Below are 15,895 nucleotides of genomic sequence, written 5' to 3' on the forward strand. Positions count from 1 at the left end.
TCGAAATACTGTCCCACGGCTCATCAAAATCTTACGGTTTCGACGGACGCGCCGTCAGTACCCGCCCGGCAGCGCCATGCCGACCGCGAGCGCGACCAGCGGCACCGCGGCGACGACCGCGTACCACAGCCCGGCGGCGACGAGGAGCGCCCACGTGGAGGGGCCGTACCCGGTCGGGTCCCAGTCCACGCCGAGCCGCGGGAGCCTGGCCGCGGCGACCGCCGGGGCGACGAAGCCGACGACGATCCCGCCGAACAGCGCGGTGTCGAGGAACCCCTCGCTCCAGCCGGGACCGGCCTCGCCGACGAGCGCGACGGTGAGGACGACGCCGGCGAGGTACGGGACCGAGAGCGCGAGCGCGACGCCGACGTACGAGGGGACCGGCCGCCCCGCCGGCGGGAGCGTGCGGAACAGCGCCCGGAACCGCGCCGAGAGCAGGAAGGGGGTCCAGCAGACGGCGGCGACGAGTCCGGGGAGGGCGAACAGCGCGATCAGTGAGAGCCAGGCGATCAGCGTGTCGACGACCGCGGGGACGCCGGCGACGCCGAGGGGACCGAGGGCCATGAGCGGACTCTCGGCGGACGTGTCAAACGCTTTGTGGTGGCGCGGATCACCACGGTTTAAGCGTCGGGCCGCGAGCGCGTACCCATGCTCATCTCCGGTGCGGAGCTCGCCGACGGGCGGGTCCGCGACGTCCATGTTCGAGACGGAACCGTCGACGCGGTCGAGCCGACGAACGCGGGGCTCGACCCGGACCCCGGCGAGCGCGTCGTCGACGCGCGCGGGCGACACCTCCTGCCCGGCGCCGTCGACGCCCACGTCCACTTCCGCGAGCCGGGCGGGAGCCACAAGGAGACGTGGGCCTCCGGCTCGCGGCGCGCGGCCGCGGGCGGCGTGACCACCGTCGTCGACCAGCCGAACACCTCGCCGCCGACCGTCGACGGCGACGCCTTCGACGGGAAGGCCGACCTCGCCGCCGACTCGCTCGTCGACTACGGGATCAACGGCGGCGTCACCGCCGACTGGGACCCGGAGAGCCTCTTCGAACGGCCCCTGTTCGCGCTCGGCGAGGTGTTCCTCGCGGACTCGACCGGCGACATGGGGATCGCCGTCGACCTGTTCGAGGAGGCGCTCGCCGAGGCGGCCGCCCGCGACGTCCCCGTCACGGTCCACGCGGAGGACGAGACGCTGTTCGACGACGGCGCGCTCGCCGGCGACCTCGGCGGCGTCGGCACCGCGGCCGACGCCGACGCGTGGTCCGCCTACCGGACCGCCGAGGCGGAGGTCGCCGCGGTCGAGCGCGCCCTCGGCGCGGCCGCCGAGAGCGACGCGCAGGTGCATATCGCCCACACGTCGACGCCGGAGGGGATCGACGCGGTCGTCGCGGCCCGTGAGTCCGAGACGGGCGACGACGCGGACGCGACGGCGGGCGCCGCTCCGCCCACCTGCGAGGTCACCCCGCACCACCTGTTCCTCTCGCGCGAGAACGCCGGCCGACTCGGCACGTTCGGCCGCATGAACCCGCCGCTCCGCTCCGAGGAGCGTCGGGCCGGGGTGTTCGAGCGCCTCCGCGACGGCGACGTCGACGTCGTCGCCACCGACCACGCGCCCCACACCGTCGCGGAGAAGCGGCAGGGCCTCGCGGAGGCGGCGAGCGGCGTCCCGGGCGTGGAGACGCTGTACCCGCTCCTCTTGGAGTCCGTGCGCAGGGGGGAGCTGACGCTGGAACGCGTCCGCGACGTCGTCGCCGCCAACCCAGCGTCGATCTTCGGGGTCGAGGCCAAGGGGCGAGTCGCCGAGGGCGCCGACGCCGACCTCGTCCTCGTCGACCTGACGAACCCGCGCGAGATCGAGGCGGGAGCGCTTCACAGCGCCTGCGGCTGGACGCCGTTCGAGGGGTTGCAGGGCGTCTTCCCGGAGCTGACGCTCGTCCGCGGCGAGGTCGTCTACGAGCGCGACCCCGTGACGGGCGCGGAGTCGTTCGGCGAGGCGGCCGGGCGGAACGTCCGAGTGTCGTAGTTCGGCCAGTCGCAGTTCGGACAGCCGCAGTCCGGGGGTCGCAGTTCGGACAGCCGCAGTCCGGGAATCGCGGTTCGGACAGCCGCAGTCCGGGAGTCGCAGTTCGGACAGCCGCAGTCCGGGAGTCGTCGTCCGAGAGACGCGGTCCGAACGGGCGCCGGACCGACCGGGACCGGACGTGTACGGCCGGTGCCGCCCGGCGGAACGCATATGCCGTTGCTATCCTAAGCGGGGCCATATCGATGGTCGTGGGTAGCCTTGGCACGGGAGGCGATAGCGAGACCGGCGTACCGACGGATGATATCGGACGACTCGGTCGGGGCGCCGCGGAAGGGACCCCGACATGACTGACGCCGCGGAGACCGGTCCGGCAGGCGTCGACGCCGACGGAACGGGAGAGCCTGAGCGTCCCCCGATGGCGCTCGACGAGGTCGCCGCGCTCGCGGAGCGCGTCGTCGACAACGTCGAGGCGGTGATCGTCGGGAAGCGGGCGGCGATCGAGCACGTCGTGGTCACGGTCCTCGCCCGCGGGCACCTCCTCGTGGAGGACGTGCCTGGCGTCGGGAAGACGACGCTCGCGAAGGCGGTGTCGCGCTCGATCGACGGCTCGTTCAAGCGCGTCCAGTTCACCCCGGACCTCCTCCCCGCCGACGTCACCGGCGTCAACGTGTTCAACCAGCGCACGGACGAGTTCGAGTTCCAGCCCGGACCCGTGTTCGCCAACGTCGTCCTCGGCGACGAGATCAACCGGGCGCCGCCGAAGACGCAGTCGGCCCTGCTGGAGGCGATGGAGGAGGGACAGGTGACGACCGACGGGGAGACGCGGGCCCTCCCGGACCCGTTCTGCGTGATCGCCACCCAGAACGACGTCGAGCCCGGGCAGACGTACGAGCTCCCGGTGGCGGAGGTCGACCGGTTCACGAAGAAGATCCGGCTCGGCTACCCGAGCACCGAGGAGGAGGCCGAGATCATCGGCCGGATGGCGGGCGACCACCCCGTCGACGCCGTGGAGCCGGTCGCGTCGATCGAGGAGGTCCGGCGCGCCCGGGTCGCCGTCGCCGACGTCGACGCGACAGAACCCGTCCGCGAGTACGTCGCGCGGCTGGCGACGTACACGCGGCAGAACGCCCGGCTCGGGGTCAGTCCGCGGGGGAGCCTCGCGCTGCTCCGGACCGCGCAGGCGCGGGCCGCGCTCGACGGCCGCGGGTACGTGATTCCCGACGACGTCCAGACCGAGGCGCCGACCGTGTTCGCGCACCGCGTCCGCTCCGACTCCGGGACCGACGGGGAACAGGTGGTCGAAGACGCGCTGAACCGGACGAGCGTGGAGTGATCTCTCGTGCCGTCGCCGACCCTCACCCGACGGGGCCGCGTCGTCGTCGCGGTCTGCGTCGTCGGCGTCGGCATGGCGCTGGCCGCGAGCGGGCGGTCGATCGAGGCGGTCGTCCTGCCGAGCGCCGTCGCGCTCGCGGCCGGGTACGTCCAGCTCGCCCGGATCGAGGAGCCGGCGGCCAGGCGGAGCCTCCCGCCGGAAGGGTTCGTCGGCGAGACCGGCGAGGTGCGGCTCTCGTTCCACTCCCGGGGGGCGGGCGAGCTGTCGCCGACGTACGTCGCCGACGTCGCCGACGCGCTCGACGACGGGCTGGAGGGGCCGACGGAGCCGGTCCGCACCTCCGTCGGCGACGCGCCGGCGACGTACCGCGTCCGCTACCTGCGCCGAGGCGAGCGGGAGTTCGGCCCCGTCACGGTGACCGCGAGCGACGTCTTCGGGCTCTTCGAGCGGCAGGCGGTGATCGAGTCGTTCGACGCGACCCTCGCGTACCCGGCGTGCCGCGAGATCCCGACGTGGTTCCGCCGGGCACTGTACGCCGACGACGCCGTCGGAGCGAGCCGGCGGCGAGAGGAGTTCGACCGCCTGCGCGAGTACGCGCGGGGCGACCCCCTCCGCGACGTCCACTGGCCCGCGACCGCGAAGCACGGCGAGATCGTGGTGAAGGCGTTCGCCGCGGAGACCGAGCGCGGCCGCGTGGCGATCGCCGGCGAGGCCGGAGGCGAAGGCGCGGGGACGGCGAGGGAAACCGAACGCGGGAGCGACCGAAATCCCGCCGACGACCTCGCGAGCGCGGCCGCCAGCCTCGCGCTCGCGCTGCTTGACGACGGCGTGCCGGTGGACCTGACGCTCCCCAACGGCGAGGTCTCGGCGGACCCGGGCGCGCGGGGGCGACGGGCGGTGCTCGAACTGGCCGCGCGGACGCGTCCCGGCACGGTCGGCGACGACGAGGCTGACGTGCGCGTCGTCGCCGACGAGCGCGGCGCCCGGTACCGCGTCGGCGACCGGGCGGTCGCGTTCGACGAAGTGGCCGGGGCGACGGTCCGCGGGGCGGGCGACGGCGAGACGAGCGTCGACGAGGCGGCGACCGGTCCCCCGGACGACGGCTCCGGCGCTGCGGTCGCCGACGACGGCGGGGCCGGAGAGACCGCGCCCGGCGGGGCGCCGTCCGCGGACCGGAGCGAGGTGATCGCCGATGAGGGCCGCCGCTCGGCGGCCTGGAGCGGGTCGGACGAGGGGAGAGCCCCGGCGGACGGCGACCTCGCGGCGGCTGGCGGCGGTCGTCGACCGCCTGTCCTCGGCGTCGCGGTCGGTCACGCCGCCTACCTCTCGGTGTTCCTCGCCGCGACCGACGGTCGTGGGCGGCGTCGACGCGGGGCGCGTCGCAGGTCGCGGGTCGCCGGCGCCGCGGGCTTCCTCCTCGCGCGGTACGTCGGCGAGCGCGCGGCGCTCCGCCTGACGGTCGTCCTGTTCGCCGCGACGCTGGCGGGGTACTACTTCGCGATCCCCGAGAGTCAACGCGCGCTGTTCTCGGTCCGGCGCGTCGCGATCGACGTGGTCTCGCTGTTGACCGGGCTCTCCATCCTCCGCCTCGCGCTCGCCGACGTCTGGGTCCTCGCGGTCGCGCCGGTGCCGACGTTCCTCGTCGGCTACCTCGTCGGCCGCGGGCGACACGTCGCGGCCGCCGGCGCCGCGGGCGGCACGCTGGCCTTCCTCGTGCTCACCGGCGACGCGGGCGGGACGACCACGCTCGTCGGCGTCGTCGGCGTCGCGCTCGCCGCCGGCCTCTCGACGCTGTCGATGCCGGGCGGGATCCGGGACCACGGCGACACCCTCGCCGCGGTCTTGGCGGCGATGGTCCTCGTGAGCGCGACGCTCACCCTGCTGCCGGCCGGCGCGGCCCAGCCCTGGGGGATCGACCGCGGCACCCCGACGCTGGAGTCGTCGATCGAGGCGGACGACGAGGTCGAGGTCGTCGGCCCGACGCGGCTCTCGCCCGAGGTGCGCTACACGATCGAGAGTCCGGTGGCGGCGAACTGGCACGCCGGCGCCTACGACACCTACACCGGGGACGGCTGGGTGCGGTCCGGCGAGCAGTCGCCGCTCGACGGACCGCTCGACGGGCCCCCGGGCAACGCGACGCGCGTGAACGTCACGATCACCGCCGAGACGGAGTCGCCGTCGCTGCCGGCGCCGTGGCAGGCGGTCGACGTGCGGGGGCCCGCCGCCCAGACCGCACGGGTGGACGAGCACGGGACGCTCCGGCTCGCCGAGCCGCTGGGAGCGGGCGAGTCGGTCACGGTCGAGAGCCGGGTGCCCGACGCCGACCCCGCCGCGCTCCGGAGCGCGGGCACCGACTACGACCCCGCGATCGAGGAGCGGTACACCCAGCTCCCCGAGAGCACCCCCGACCGCGTCGGAGAGCGCACCGAGGAGATCATCGCGGCGTCGAACGCGGAGACCCCGTACGACCGGGCCGTCGCGATCGAGCGCTACCTGCGCGAGGAGTACGAGTACTCGCTGACCGTCCGGAAGCCCGACGGCGACGTGGCCGACGCGTTCCTCTTCGAGATGGACGCCGGCTACTGCGTCTACTTCGCGACGACGATGACCGCGATGCTGCGATCGCAGGGGATCCCGGCGCAGTTCGTCACCGGCTACTCGGAGGGCGAGCGGATCGGCGAGGACCGGTACGTCGTCCGCGGCCAGGACGCCCACGCGTGGGTCAAGGCGTACTTCCCGGGCCACGGCTGGGTCACCTTCGACCCGACGCCCGCGGCCGAGCGCGAGGAGACCCGGACCGCGCGCCTCGCCGACGCGCGCGCCGCGGGCGACGAGGACGTGGACGTCCCGGCCTCCGAACCCGCTCGGGGCGCGCCGTCGATCGTCCCCGAGGCCGGCGTCAATGACCCGTCGTCGACGACGGCCGACGTGCCGAACGACAGCAACGGGACGGCGGCGACCGGCGGCGACGCGGCCGACGCCGCCGCGCCCGGCGACACCGCCGTCGGAGCGAGACAGGAGGGGCTCACCCGCGGCGCCGTCGGCGGCGAGGCGCGGCCGAGCGGGGACGGCTCCCCGATCCCGTCGCGCGAGACCGTCGCCTACTGGCTGGTCGCGGCCGTCATCGGCGTCACCGGCGCCCGCCGTTTCGGCGTCGGCAGGCGCGCGCGCCGCGCCGCGCGCCTCCGCCTTCCGTGGGTCAGTTCCGATCCGGCCACGGACGCCCGGCGCGCGTTCGCCGACCTCGAGTACCTGCTCGGCCGTCGCTACCGCGAGCGGCGCGCCGGGGAGACCCCGCGGGCCTACCTCGACGCGCTCCGGCTCCGCGGCCTCGACGAGCGGGCGCTCGCCGTCGGGGAGACGTACGAGCGGGCGACGTACGCCGGGACGGTGACGCGCGCGGAGGCGGACGAGGCGCGCCGGACCGTTCGGCGGCTCGCGTTGGAGGCGACGCCGGTTCTCGGGCGGCTGTTCGACTGAGGCGGCCGAGCGGCGCCGACCCCCATTCGCGTGCTCGATCCGGTCGCTGGCCCGAAAGAACGGGCGACGGACATCCGACGCGGCCGCACTCCCGACACTATTTAATACGGTCACCCTGTAAGTTCGGCTGTAATGTCGGAAGTCTGCTCGACGTGCGGACTGCCCCAGGAACTCTGCGTCTGCGAGGACGTCGCGAAGGAGTCCCAGCAGATCAGCATCCGCATCGACGAGCGCAGGTACGGTAAGGAGGTAACGGTCATCGAAGGATTCGACCCGAAAGACGTCGACCTGAGTTCCCTCTCGTCGGATCTCAAGTCGAAGTTCGCCTGCGGCGGCACCGTCGAGGACGGCGCCATCGAGCTGCAGGGGAACCACTCGGGCCGCGTGGAGGACTTCCTCCGCGACAAGGGCTTCAACGTCGCGTGACCGTCACCTGACCGTCCGCCGTCGAGCGATACACGGATTCGGTTCTTCGAACGACCCCGTCCGGCGAGCCGCGGCGCCGTGAGCCGAGGCGCTCTCCGACCGGCCTTTTAAACGAGGAGCGCCACCCGGCCGACGACGAACGCGGCCGCCGCGAGGAAGGTGCCGTACTTGAACCGCCGTTGCGCGGTCGTCGGGTCGGCGAACCCCTCGTAGCAGGCGTACAGCATGACCGCGTCGGCGACGGCGACGAGCAGGAGGTAGACGCCGCCGAAGGTGCCCGTGAAGTACGGGACCGGGCTCGCCGCGACGGCGACGAGGAGCGCGCCGGTGCCGATCCAGAGGGCGCGGTCCTCGCCGACCGCGATCGGGAGCGTGCGGAGCCCCTCCTCGCGGTCGCCGGCCACGTCCTCGACGTCTTTGATCACCTCGCGGGTGAACGTCGAGAGCCCGGCCAGGAGCGCGAGGACGGCGACGGCCGCCGGCTCCCCGACCGCGGCGCCGCCGAACAGGAACGTCGAGCCGACGAGGTAGGAGACGAGGGCGTTGCCGAGCCCCGGTGTCCCCTTAAATACCGTCGTGTAGGTGACGAGCGCGACGAGGTTGACCGCGGCGATGGCGATCGCCAGCGGCGGCAGGAGGGCCGCGAACGCGACGGCGACGAGGAACCAGACGGCGGCGACGCCGAGCGCCCCCCGCGCCGAGACGGCGCCGCGCGGGATCGGGCGGTCGGGCCGATTGACGGCGTCGATGTCGCGGTCGAAGTAGTCGTTGATCGCGTTGCCCGCGGCGACCGCGAACGCGGTGACGACCGCGGCGACGGCCGTGGGGACGACGGCGCCCGCGGCGCCGGCGACGAACGCGCCCGTCCCCGTGAGGACCGCGGCGGCGACGCAGTTCGCCGGCCGCGCCAGCTCCGCGACCCCGCGCGCTGTGTCGTTCACGTCGTCTCGCATCACCGCGGCGCGGCACATAAACGACCCGGGATTCGAGTCGGGGGTCGCGGCGGCCGGAGGCCGTAGCGGGCTCGGGCCACCGCGGGTGCCCGCGGCGCGGCCGCGATTCTCTCGGCTCGGAATCGGCCACGAACGTTTATGAAGTGTGCAATGATACGGACGTGTATGGCTAAAGGCCTGGACGTCGGCACGATGAACATCCTCTCCGGACGACAGGAAGGCGCGGAGACGGTGTTCGTACAGCAGCGGAACTCGTTCGTCGAGATCGAGTACAGCGACATGGCAGAGCAGATGCTCTCTCGCAGCGACGTCCTCCACATCCGCAAGGACGACAAGGTGTACGTCGTCGGCGACGACGCGCTCAACTTCGCGAACATCTTCAACAAGGAGACGCGTCGCCCGATGCAACACGGAATCTTATCCAGCGACGAGGCCTCCGCGATCCCGATGATCAAGCTCATCACCGAGCAGGTGGTCGGCGAGCCCTCGAAGCCGAACGAGCGCCTCTTCTACTCCAGCCCGGCCGACCCGATCGACTCCGGGCTCACGACGCTGTACCACGAGAAGACGCTGGAGTCGATGCTCGGCGACATGGGGTACGACCCCGAGCCGATCAACGAGGGGATGGCGGTCATCTACTCCGAGCTCGCGGACAACAACTTCACCGGGCTCGGGATCAGCTTCGGCGCGGGGATGACCAACGTCTGTCTCGCCTACTACGCGGTGCCCGTCATGAAGTTCTCCATCGCCCGCGGTGGCGACTGGATCGACGAGCAGACGTCGCAGGCCACGGGGACGCCCGTCGACAAGGTGACGAGCATCAAGGAGGACGACTTCGAGCTCGACTTCCGCACCGACGTCGGCGGCGTCGAGGGCGCGCTCGCCATCTACTACGAGAACCTGCTCGACTACGTCATCGAGAACATCAGCCGCGAGGTCGACGAGGAGGACGTCGAGGAGGGGCTCGACGTCCCCGTCGTCGTCACCGGCGGCACCTCCAGCCCGAACGGGTTCAAGGACCTGTTCGCCGACCACCTCGAGGACGCGAGCATCCCGTTCTCGATCAGCGGCGTGCGCTCGGCCGAGGAGCCGATGTACAGCGTCGCCAGCGGCGCGCTGGTCGCGGCCCGCTCCGAGGAGGGCGAGGCGGCCGACGAGAGCGCAGGGGAGCCCGCGGCGGAGGAAGCCGCGCCCGAGTCGGAGGACTGACCGGACGGTCCCCGGCTCCGAGAACTGACCGGACGGTCCCCGGCTCCGAGAACTGACCGGACGGTCCCCGGCTCCGAGAACTGACCGGACCGTCCCGGCTCCGAGCTACCCTCGCCGTCCGCCCCCGCCGCGCGGTCCCGCTTTTTTGATCCGTGAGGACGCGCCGAACGCCTAAGCCGACGGCCGACCGATCGACCGCATGGTCGAAGTCGCGGGTGACGACGGCGACCGACGGCTCCGCGTCGACCTCGAGGTCGACCCGTCCGACGAGTGGGACTGCCCGATCGTCTCGCAGTCGGAGCGCGCGTCCGACGTCACCGTCAACGCGGTCGGCGACGAGTGTACGGTCGAAGTGCAACCGCCGGGCGAGGAGGGGATCCGCCGCGCGCGCGGCCAGATCAGCGAGGACTGCCTCTGTCGCGTCTTCCAGGAGTTCGGCTACGTCCCCCGCGTGCGACGGGTCGACGAGGGGACGGTGTCGGTCACGACGTACGTCGACGACCGCGACGCCGTCCGCGAAGTGGTCGCGACGCTCAGGGAGACGCTCGACCGCGTGCGGCTGCTCCGGCTCGCCGTGGTCGCGGGTCCCGAACCGACCGAGCAGGCGACCGTCGACCTCTCCGCGCTCACCCCGAAGCAGCGCGAGGGGATGGAGCTCGCCGTCGTCCGCGGCTACTTCGACGACGCCGCCGACGTCTCCCTCGGCGAGCTCGCCGGCGAGCTGGAGATCAGCAAGTCGGCGCTCTCGCAGCGGCTCCGGTCCGCGCAGGCGAAGCTCGTCACGGACGCCTTCGAGGGAGTCGACGACTGACCGCCGATCACCGAGGGGTTCCCGAGTCCCGTCGGGTCAGTCCGCCGCCGATTCGCCGCGGATCCGCCGTAACGCCTCCGCGCCGTCGCGCTCCGCCTCCGTGAGGTAACACTTCGGATCGGGCGCGAACGGGTCGCCGTGCGCCGAGAGGGCGCGGAGCCGCGAGCCGCCCCGACAGACCTCCTTGTACGCGCAGTCCGCGCACCGCCCGGTGAGCCGTTCCTCGCGGTCGCGGAGCCCGGCGAGGAGCGGGTTCGACTCGTCCGACCAGATCGCGCCGAACGAGCGGTCCCGGACGTTGCCGGGGGAGTACCCCTGCCAGAACTGCGTGAGGTGGACGTTGCCGACGGGGTCGACGTCGGCGACGCGCTCGCCGGTCGGGTCGCCGCCGTTGCGCCGCAGGTGCTCGTGGATGAGCCGGGCGCGGTCCGTGCCGATCTCCCGGTCGGCGTACTCGACGAGGTGACCGGCGTCGGCGTAGTTGCCGACGAGCAGCGTCTCGATCTCCTCGCCCGCGGCGTGGTACTCGCGGGTGAGGTCACAGAGGTCCGTGACCGCCTTCCGGGTCGCCTCCGGGCTCAGGTCCACGTCCGCGATCTCGGCGCCCCGCCCGCCGTAGTCGAGGTGGTAGAAGCAGAAGCGGTCGACGCCGACGTCGACGAGGAGGTCGACGACGCCCGCGAGGTCGTCGACGTTGTGCTCGGTGATCGTGTAGCGAAGCCCGGTCTTGAGCCCGACGTCGAGACAGGCCTCGATCCCGCGGACGGCGGCGTCGAACGCCCCCTCCTCTCCCCGGATCCGGTCGTTGCGCTCGGGGAGCCCGTCGACGGAGACGCCGGCGTACTTGAGTCCCGCCGCCTTCAGCTCTCGGGCGTTCTCGCGGGTGAGCAGGGTCCCGTTCGTCGAGAGGACGGGTCGGATCCCGGCGTCGTCGGCGTACGAGACGAGCTCCGGGAGGTCCTCGCGGACGAGCGGCTCCCCGCCGGAGAAGAGGAGCACCGGGACGCCGAACTCGGCGAGGTCGTCGATGAGCGCCTTCCCCTCCGCCGTCGACAGCTCGTTCGGCGCCCCCTCCCGATCGGCCGCGGCGTAGCAGTGTTCGCAGTAGAGGTTACACCGCTTCGTCGTGTTCCAGACGACGACCGGGCGGCGCTGCTTGTCATCGGTTATCTGCGGCTTCTTCGAGTCCCCCGCGGCGTCGTACCGGAGCCCGTCGCTCTCGGCGTCGAGCCCGCAGAGGAGCTTGCTGACGGAGATCATCGGTCTCCCTCCGGGGCCGTCTCGTCCTCGCGTGCGGGGTCCGAGTCGTTCTCGACCGGTGCGCTGCCGCAGGCGACGGTGGGCGTCCCCTCGGTCTCCTCGTACACGCGCGGTTCGTCGCTCGCGTCGTCACGTGAGGCCGACTCGTCGCCGGACCGCTCGTCCGCCGCCAGCGACTCGGCGGAGTAGCGGTGCGTCTCCTCGGCGGGGCAGACCCACACGTCGCGGGCGTACCAGGCGAAGAGCTTGCTCGCCTCCTCGTGAGCGACGTCCGGCGTCGGCGCCGCGACGGTGCCGACGTGACGGAGCGGATCCGCCTCTTCCTCCCGGACGAACACCTCGAAGCGCCGGCCGTCCGCCGAGCGTGGGCCCCCCGCTCCGGCGGTTCGGTCCGTCTTCTCGACCATACTCGGCGTACGAACGACCCCCAGAACTCGGTTTCGCGCGTTCTCACGGGGGCGAAACCCGCCCGAACACGTTCGGACACAAAAAAATAAACCGCATGAAGATATAGCAAACCGCGATTTGCGGTCGACTCCGCGAGCGCGGCGCGCACAGATTCGCCCGCGATCGCTGGATTCGGCCGCGAAGCTCGAAATCGAGCGCAGACGCGTCGCGGAGGCGGAGCGCTGGGGCCGAGGCCACCTGTTATGTCCGACAGTCACCTACGGGCCCCCATGCGCGAACTCGTCTTCGCCCTCGAGTACGAACCGGGGCGCAACAGGGTGGCCGACGCGCTCGCCGCCCACCCCGGGGCGCGGGTGCGGTCGCTGTCGCTGCACGCCACCGACGACCACCTCTGGCGGGTCGACCACGCCACGGGCGCGCCGGACGCGCTCGCGGCCGTCGAGGCCGCCTTCACCGACGGCGACTACTACGCCGACTGCCTCGCGACGGAGGACTGCGGCGCGACCCAGACCACCCGGGTCCTCGACCGGACCGACGACACGCTCGTGCTGTACACCGACTGGGAGCCCACGCCCGTCTGCGCGTCCGTCCCGCACATCGCCCGCGACCACCTCGGCGACGGCGTGCTGTTCGAGACCCGCCACGAGGGGCGCCACTACACCTGGCGGCTCATCCACTCCGGCGAGGGCGACGTGGGGGCCTTCTTCGACGCCCTCCGGACCGCCGTCGGCGACGCCGCCCGCACGGAGCTACTCAGGACGGCGCACACCTCGGCGGGCGACGAGACGCGGGCCGACGCGGACAGCGTCGGGCTCTCCCCGGAGCAGGAGGCCGCGCTCAGGGCCGCGGTCGAGCACGGCTACTACGAGTCGCCGCGGGCGGTCGACGCCGGCGCGCTCGCGGCCCACCTCGACGTGCCGCGCTCGACGCTCACCTACCGGCTCCGCCGGGCCGAAGAGCGGCTGGCGAAGGCGCACGTCGCCCGATCGGTCACGGGCGACGCCGCGCCCGCGTCGTTCGACTGACCGAGCCGCCGTCGACGATCGGCGTCAGTTGGAAATTTCCAACCAAGGCTTATCGATACGAGGGCCCTCTCTCGACGTAATGAGTGACGAGCCGGACGGACGCGGAGACGCACACGGGGACGAGGCCGCCGCCGGCGGCGCGACCGACGAGCATCGCGAGCTGACCGCCGGCCTCGCGGTCCCCGAGATGGACTGCCCGTCGTGCGCCGGGAAGGTCGACAGCGCACTGGGGCGGGTCGACGGGGTGACCGACGTCGCGCTCAACCCCACCGCCGGGACCGCGACGGTCACGTACGACCCCGATCGCGCGGACGAGAGCGATGTCGTCGCGGCGATCGAAGGAGCCGGTTACGAGGTCACCGGCGGCCGATTGGGCGGCGAGGGGAGCGCCGACGGCGACCGCGGTGGGACCGCCGACGGGGCGTCCGGCGACGTCGCCGTCGCGCCCCCGTCGGCGGTCTGGACGACGCCGCGCGCGAAGAAGACGTGGCTGGGCGCGGTCCTCGTGGTCGCCGGGCTCCTGTTCGAGTTCGTCCTGACGGGGCGGAACCCCGCGGTGGCGAGCGTGCTCGGCGTCCCGCTCACGCTCGCGGACGTGCTGTTCGTCGGCGCCGTCGCGGCCAGCGGGATCCCCGTGATCCGCGGCGGCTACTACTCCGCGCTGAACCGGAGCCTCGACATCGACCTGCTGATGGGGACGGCCATCGTCGCCGCGACCGGGATCGGTTACTTCGTCGAAGCCGCCACGCTCGCGGTCCTCTTCAGCGTCGCCGAGCTGCTGGAGGACTACGCGATGGACCGCGCCCGCGACTCCCTGCGCGAGCTGATGGAGCTGTCCCCGGACGAGGCCACCGTCAGGCGAGAGGGCGGCGAGACGACCGTCCCGACCGACGACGTCGCGGTCGGCGAGACCGTGATCGTCCGCCCGGGCGAGAAGGTCCCGCTCGACGGGACGGTGATCGAGGGGGAGAGCGCGGTCGACGAGTCCCCGATCACCGGCGAGAGCGTCCCCGTCGACAAGGCCCCGGGCGACGAGGCGTTCGCGGGCGCGATCAACGAGGAGGGGTACCTGGAGATCGAGGTGACCTCGACCGCGGGCGACTCCACCCTCTCGCGGATCATCGAACTGGTGCAGGGCGCGCAGGCGGAGAAGACGGAGACGGAGCGGTTCGTCGACCGCTTCGCGGGCTACTACACGCCGGTCGTAGTCGTCTTAGCGATTCTGACGGCCGCGGTGCCGCCACTGGTGATCGGCGAGCCGGTGACCGTCGACCTCGCCGGCTACCCGTTCGTCTTCGCCGCGGACTGGGGGACGTGGTTCGTCCGCGGGCTCACGCTGCTCGTGATCGCCTGCCCCTGCGCGTTCGTCATCTCGACGCCGGTCTCGGTCGTCTCCGGGATCACCAGCGCGGCGAAGAACGGCGTCCTGATCAAGGGCGGCAACCACCTGGAGGCGATGGGCCAAGTCGACGCCGTCGCGCTCGACAAGACCGGGACGCTCACCCGGGGCGAACTCGCCGTCACCGATCTCGTCCCGCTCGGCGGCGCCGACGAGGAGACGCTGCTCGGTCGGGCCGCCGCGCTGGAGCGCCGGAGCGAACACCCGATCGCCGCCGCGATCCTCGGCCGCGCCGAGCGCGCGGGCGTGAGAGCCCTCGCGGAGCCGGCCGGGTTCGAGAGCCTGACCGGGAAGGGCGTCCGCGCGGATATCGACGGCGAGACGTACTACGCCGGGAAGCCGGCGCTGTTCGAGGGGCTCGGCTTCGACCTCTCGCGGGCCCGTGCAAAGACCGACGGCGGGGTCGCGGACGGCGGGGTCGTGACCGAGGGCGACGACGGCGGGCCCGGAGGAGCCGGCGACGGCGCGTTCGCCGAGGGGTCGCTCGCCGCGTTAGAGAGCGAGGGGAAGACCGTCGTGCTCGTCGGGACGGCGACGGAGCTGACCGGGGCGATCGCCGTCGCGGACGAGGTTCGCCCCGAATCGAAGCGGGCCGTCGAGCGCCTCCGCGAGCTCGGCGTGGAGCGCGTCGTGATGCTGACCGGCGACAACGAGGGGACGGCGCGGGCGATAGCCGAGTCGGTCGGCGTCGACGAGTACCGCGCCGAGCTCCTGCCGGAGGAGAAGGTCGCGGCGGTGGAGTCGCTGCGGGCCGAGTACGGCGAGGTCGCGATGGTGGGCGACGGGATCAACGATGCCCCCGCGCTGGCGACGGCCGACGTCGGCGTCGCGATGGGCGCCGCGGGGACGGACACGGCCCTGGAGACCGCCGACATCGCGCTGATGGGCGACGACGTGGCGAAGCTCCCGTACCTCTACGCGCTCTCGCACACGGCCAACGGGGTCATCCGCCAGAACGTCTGGGCGAGCCTCGGGGTGAAGGCGCTGCTCGCGCTCGGCGTGCCGCTGGGGCTGGTGAGCGTCGCCGTCGCGGTCGTCGTCGGCGACATGGGAATGAGCCTCGGCGTCACCGGCAACGCGATGCGGCTCTCCGGGATCGAGCCCGAGTCGTACGAGTAGTCGGGGGCGCGAGGCCGACGCTCGCGGCGCGACAAACAAACATGAACTATTATTAAGGATGCCCGTCTCGGGAGAATCGTGCCACCCGTAGTACACGACTGACGCAGGCTCGGAATCGGCGGCGACGCACCCCGAGGGTCCGAGTACGCGCGAGACGAGCATCGAAGCGGAGACGCCGGACCGCGACGACGAACTGCCAACCGCGGAGGAAGCGATCGCGCAGTGCGCGGCGGCGTTCGACGCGACGGACGACGGGCGACTACCCAACGGGATCGACCGATGGAACGCGTACGCGGGGTCCTGTCACGGCGGCGACTGACCGCCCGCCGACCGCGTTTTTCCAGATGCCGACGACGACCGAGCGGCGACGCCGCGAACCCGTTCGAGCGGGGCCTCAGGTCGCGGGAACGAGGCGGCCCATTCAAACCCGCGGCGCTCGTCATCAGCGGGCAT

General features: G+C 72.7%; 12 protein-coding genes and 1 pseudogene. 9 read left to right on the top strand and 4 right to left on the bottom strand.

What is annotated here, in order from left to right; genetic code table 11:
* Nucleotides 1-54 precede the first annotated feature (54 nt).
* Nucleotides 55-564 carry a hypothetical protein gene (locus DJ82_RS04520; protein WP_094581199.1) on the bottom strand — a complete coding sequence of 170 codons (510 nt, stop codon included), beginning with the start codon at nt 562-564 and terminating at the stop codon, nt 55-57.
* Nucleotides 565-648: 84 nt separating this feature from the next.
* On the opposite strand from DJ82_RS04520, the gene DJ82_RS04525 reads away from it, so the two are divergent.
* The 5 genes and pseudogenes from DJ82_RS04525 to yciH all read left to right on the top strand — a co-directional run bounded on the left by DJ82_RS04525 (nt 649) and on the right by yciH (nt 7,258).
* Entirely contained in the window at nt 649-2,019 is a 1,371-nt protein-coding gene (locus tag DJ82_RS04525; RefSeq protein WP_094581163.1) for a dihydroorotase, read from the top strand.
* A gap of 343 nt (nt 2,020-2,362) precedes the next feature.
* Nucleotides 2,363-3,352, top strand: coding sequence for a MoxR family ATPase (locus DJ82_RS04530; protein ID WP_094523598.1), 990 nt, complete (start codon nt 2,363-2,365; stop codon nt 3,350-3,352).
* A 72-nt stretch (nt 3,353-3,424) separates the two neighbouring features.
* Nucleotides 3,425-4,183 (top strand): annotated as a pseudogene (locus DJ82_RS14920) (DUF58 domain-containing protein); the annotation flags it as partial.
* Between the two features lie 351 nt (nt 4,184-4,534).
* Nucleotides 4,535-6,832, top strand: coding sequence for a DUF3488 and DUF4129 domain-containing transglutaminase family protein (locus tag DJ82_RS04535; RefSeq protein WP_394338187.1), 2,298 nt, complete (start codon nt 4,535-4,537; stop codon nt 6,830-6,832).
* Between the two features lie 132 nt (nt 6,833-6,964).
* Complete coding sequence (gene yciH, locus DJ82_RS04540) at nt 6,965-7,258, top strand: stress response translation initiation inhibitor YciH (RefSeq protein WP_004596695.1); 294 nt, start codon at nt 6,965-6,967, stop codon at nt 7,256-7,258.
* A 107-nt stretch (nt 7,259-7,365) separates the two neighbouring features.
* Here yciH and DJ82_RS04545 read toward each other — a convergent pair whose 3' ends face one another.
* Nucleotides 7,366-8,199 (bottom strand): geranylgeranylglycerol-phosphate geranylgeranyltransferase, encoded by an 834-nt coding sequence (locus tag DJ82_RS04545; RefSeq protein ID WP_094581200.1) that lies wholly within the window; start codon nt 8,197-8,199, stop codon nt 7,366-7,368.
* Nucleotides 8,200-8,376: 177 nt separating this feature from the next.
* Here DJ82_RS04545 and DJ82_RS04550 point away from each other — a divergent pair, with 177 nt between their 5' ends.
* Both DJ82_RS04550 and DJ82_RS04555 read left to right on the top strand, forming a co-directional pair.
* On the top strand, nt 8,377-9,420 hold the full coding sequence (locus tag DJ82_RS04550) for a cell division protein FtsA (RefSeq protein WP_176451163.1): 1,044 nt from the start codon (nt 8,377-8,379) through the stop codon (nt 9,418-9,420).
* A gap of 199 nt (nt 9,421-9,619) precedes the next feature.
* Complete coding sequence (locus DJ82_RS04555) at nt 9,620-10,231, top strand: helix-turn-helix domain-containing protein (RefSeq protein ID WP_094523592.1); 612 nt, start codon at nt 9,620-9,622, stop codon at nt 10,229-10,231.
* Nucleotides 10,232-10,267: 36 nt separating this feature from the next.
* Here DJ82_RS04555 and DJ82_RS04560 read toward each other — a convergent pair whose 3' ends face one another.
* Both DJ82_RS04560 and DJ82_RS04565 read right to left on the bottom strand, forming a co-directional pair.
* Nucleotides 10,268-11,491: a TIGR04347 family pseudo-SAM/SPASM protein gene (locus DJ82_RS04560; RefSeq protein WP_094523590.1), complete on the bottom strand. Its 1,224-nt coding sequence runs from the start codon at nt 11,489-11,491 to the stop codon at nt 10,268-10,270.
* Complete coding sequence (locus DJ82_RS04565) at nt 11,488-11,898, bottom strand: Htur_1727 family rSAM-partnered candidate RiPP (protein WP_094523588.1); 411 nt, start codon at nt 11,896-11,898, stop codon at nt 11,488-11,490. The genes DJ82_RS04560 and DJ82_RS04565 overlap by 4 nt, the downstream gene beginning before the upstream one ends.
* Nucleotides 11,899-12,168: 270 nt before the next feature.
* On the opposite strand from DJ82_RS04565, the gene DJ82_RS04570 reads away from it, so the two are divergent.
* Together DJ82_RS04570 and DJ82_RS04575 are read left to right on the top strand one after the other, a co-directional pair.
* Nucleotides 12,169-12,924: a helix-turn-helix domain-containing protein gene (locus tag DJ82_RS04570; protein ID WP_094581165.1), complete on the top strand. Its 756-nt coding sequence runs from the start codon at nt 12,169-12,171 to the stop codon at nt 12,922-12,924.
* A 79-nt stretch (nt 12,925-13,003) separates the two neighbouring features.
* Nucleotides 13,004-15,442 (top strand): cation-translocating P-type ATPase, encoded by a 2,439-nt coding sequence (locus DJ82_RS04575; RefSeq protein WP_094581166.1) that lies wholly within the window; start codon nt 13,004-13,006, stop codon nt 15,440-15,442.
* The last annotated feature ends 453 nt before the right edge of the window (nt 15,443-15,895 follow it).

The sequence above is a fragment of the Halorubrum sp. Ib24 genome (genome assembly GCF_002252745.1).
GTDB lineage: Archaea > Halobacteriota > Halobacteria > Halobacteriales > Haloferacaceae > Halorubrum.

What these genes read in the sequence shown, in the direction of transcription:
- DJ82_RS04520 (WP_094581199.1), bottom strand. Translation starts at nt 564, where the DNA reads ATGGCCCTCGGTCCCCTCGGCGTCGCCGGCGTCCCCGCGGTCGTCGAC.
- DJ82_RS04525 (WP_094581163.1), top strand. Translation starts at nt 649, where the DNA reads ATGCTCATCTCCGGTGCGGAGCTCGCCGACGGGCGGGTCCGCGACGTC.
- DJ82_RS04530 (WP_094523598.1), top strand. Translation starts at nt 2,363, where the DNA reads ATGACTGACGCCGCGGAGACCGGTCCGGCAGGCGTCGACGCCGACGGA.
- yciH (WP_004596695.1), top strand. Translation starts at nt 6,965, where the DNA reads ATGTCGGAAGTCTGCTCGACGTGCGGACTGCCCCAGGAACTCTGCGTC.
- DJ82_RS04550 (WP_176451163.1), top strand. Translation starts at nt 8,377, where the DNA reads ATGGCTAAAGGCCTGGACGTCGGCACGATGAACATCCTCTCCGGACGA.
- DJ82_RS04555 (WP_094523592.1), top strand. Translation starts at nt 9,620, where the DNA reads ATGGTCGAAGTCGCGGGTGACGACGGCGACCGACGGCTCCGCGTCGAC.
- DJ82_RS04560 (WP_094523590.1), bottom strand. Translation starts at nt 11,491, where the DNA reads ATGATCTCCGTCAGCAAGCTCCTCTGCGGGCTCGACGCCGAGAGCGAC.
- DJ82_RS04565 (WP_094523588.1), bottom strand. Translation starts at nt 11,898, where the DNA reads ATGGTCGAGAAGACGGACCGAACCGCCGGAGCGGGGGGCCCACGCTCG.
- DJ82_RS04570 (WP_094581165.1), top strand. Translation starts at nt 12,169, where the DNA reads ATGCGCGAACTCGTCTTCGCCCTCGAGTACGAACCGGGGCGCAACAGG.
- DJ82_RS04575 (WP_094581166.1), top strand. Translation starts at nt 13,004, where the DNA reads ATGAGTGACGAGCCGGACGGACGCGGAGACGCACACGGGGACGAGGCC.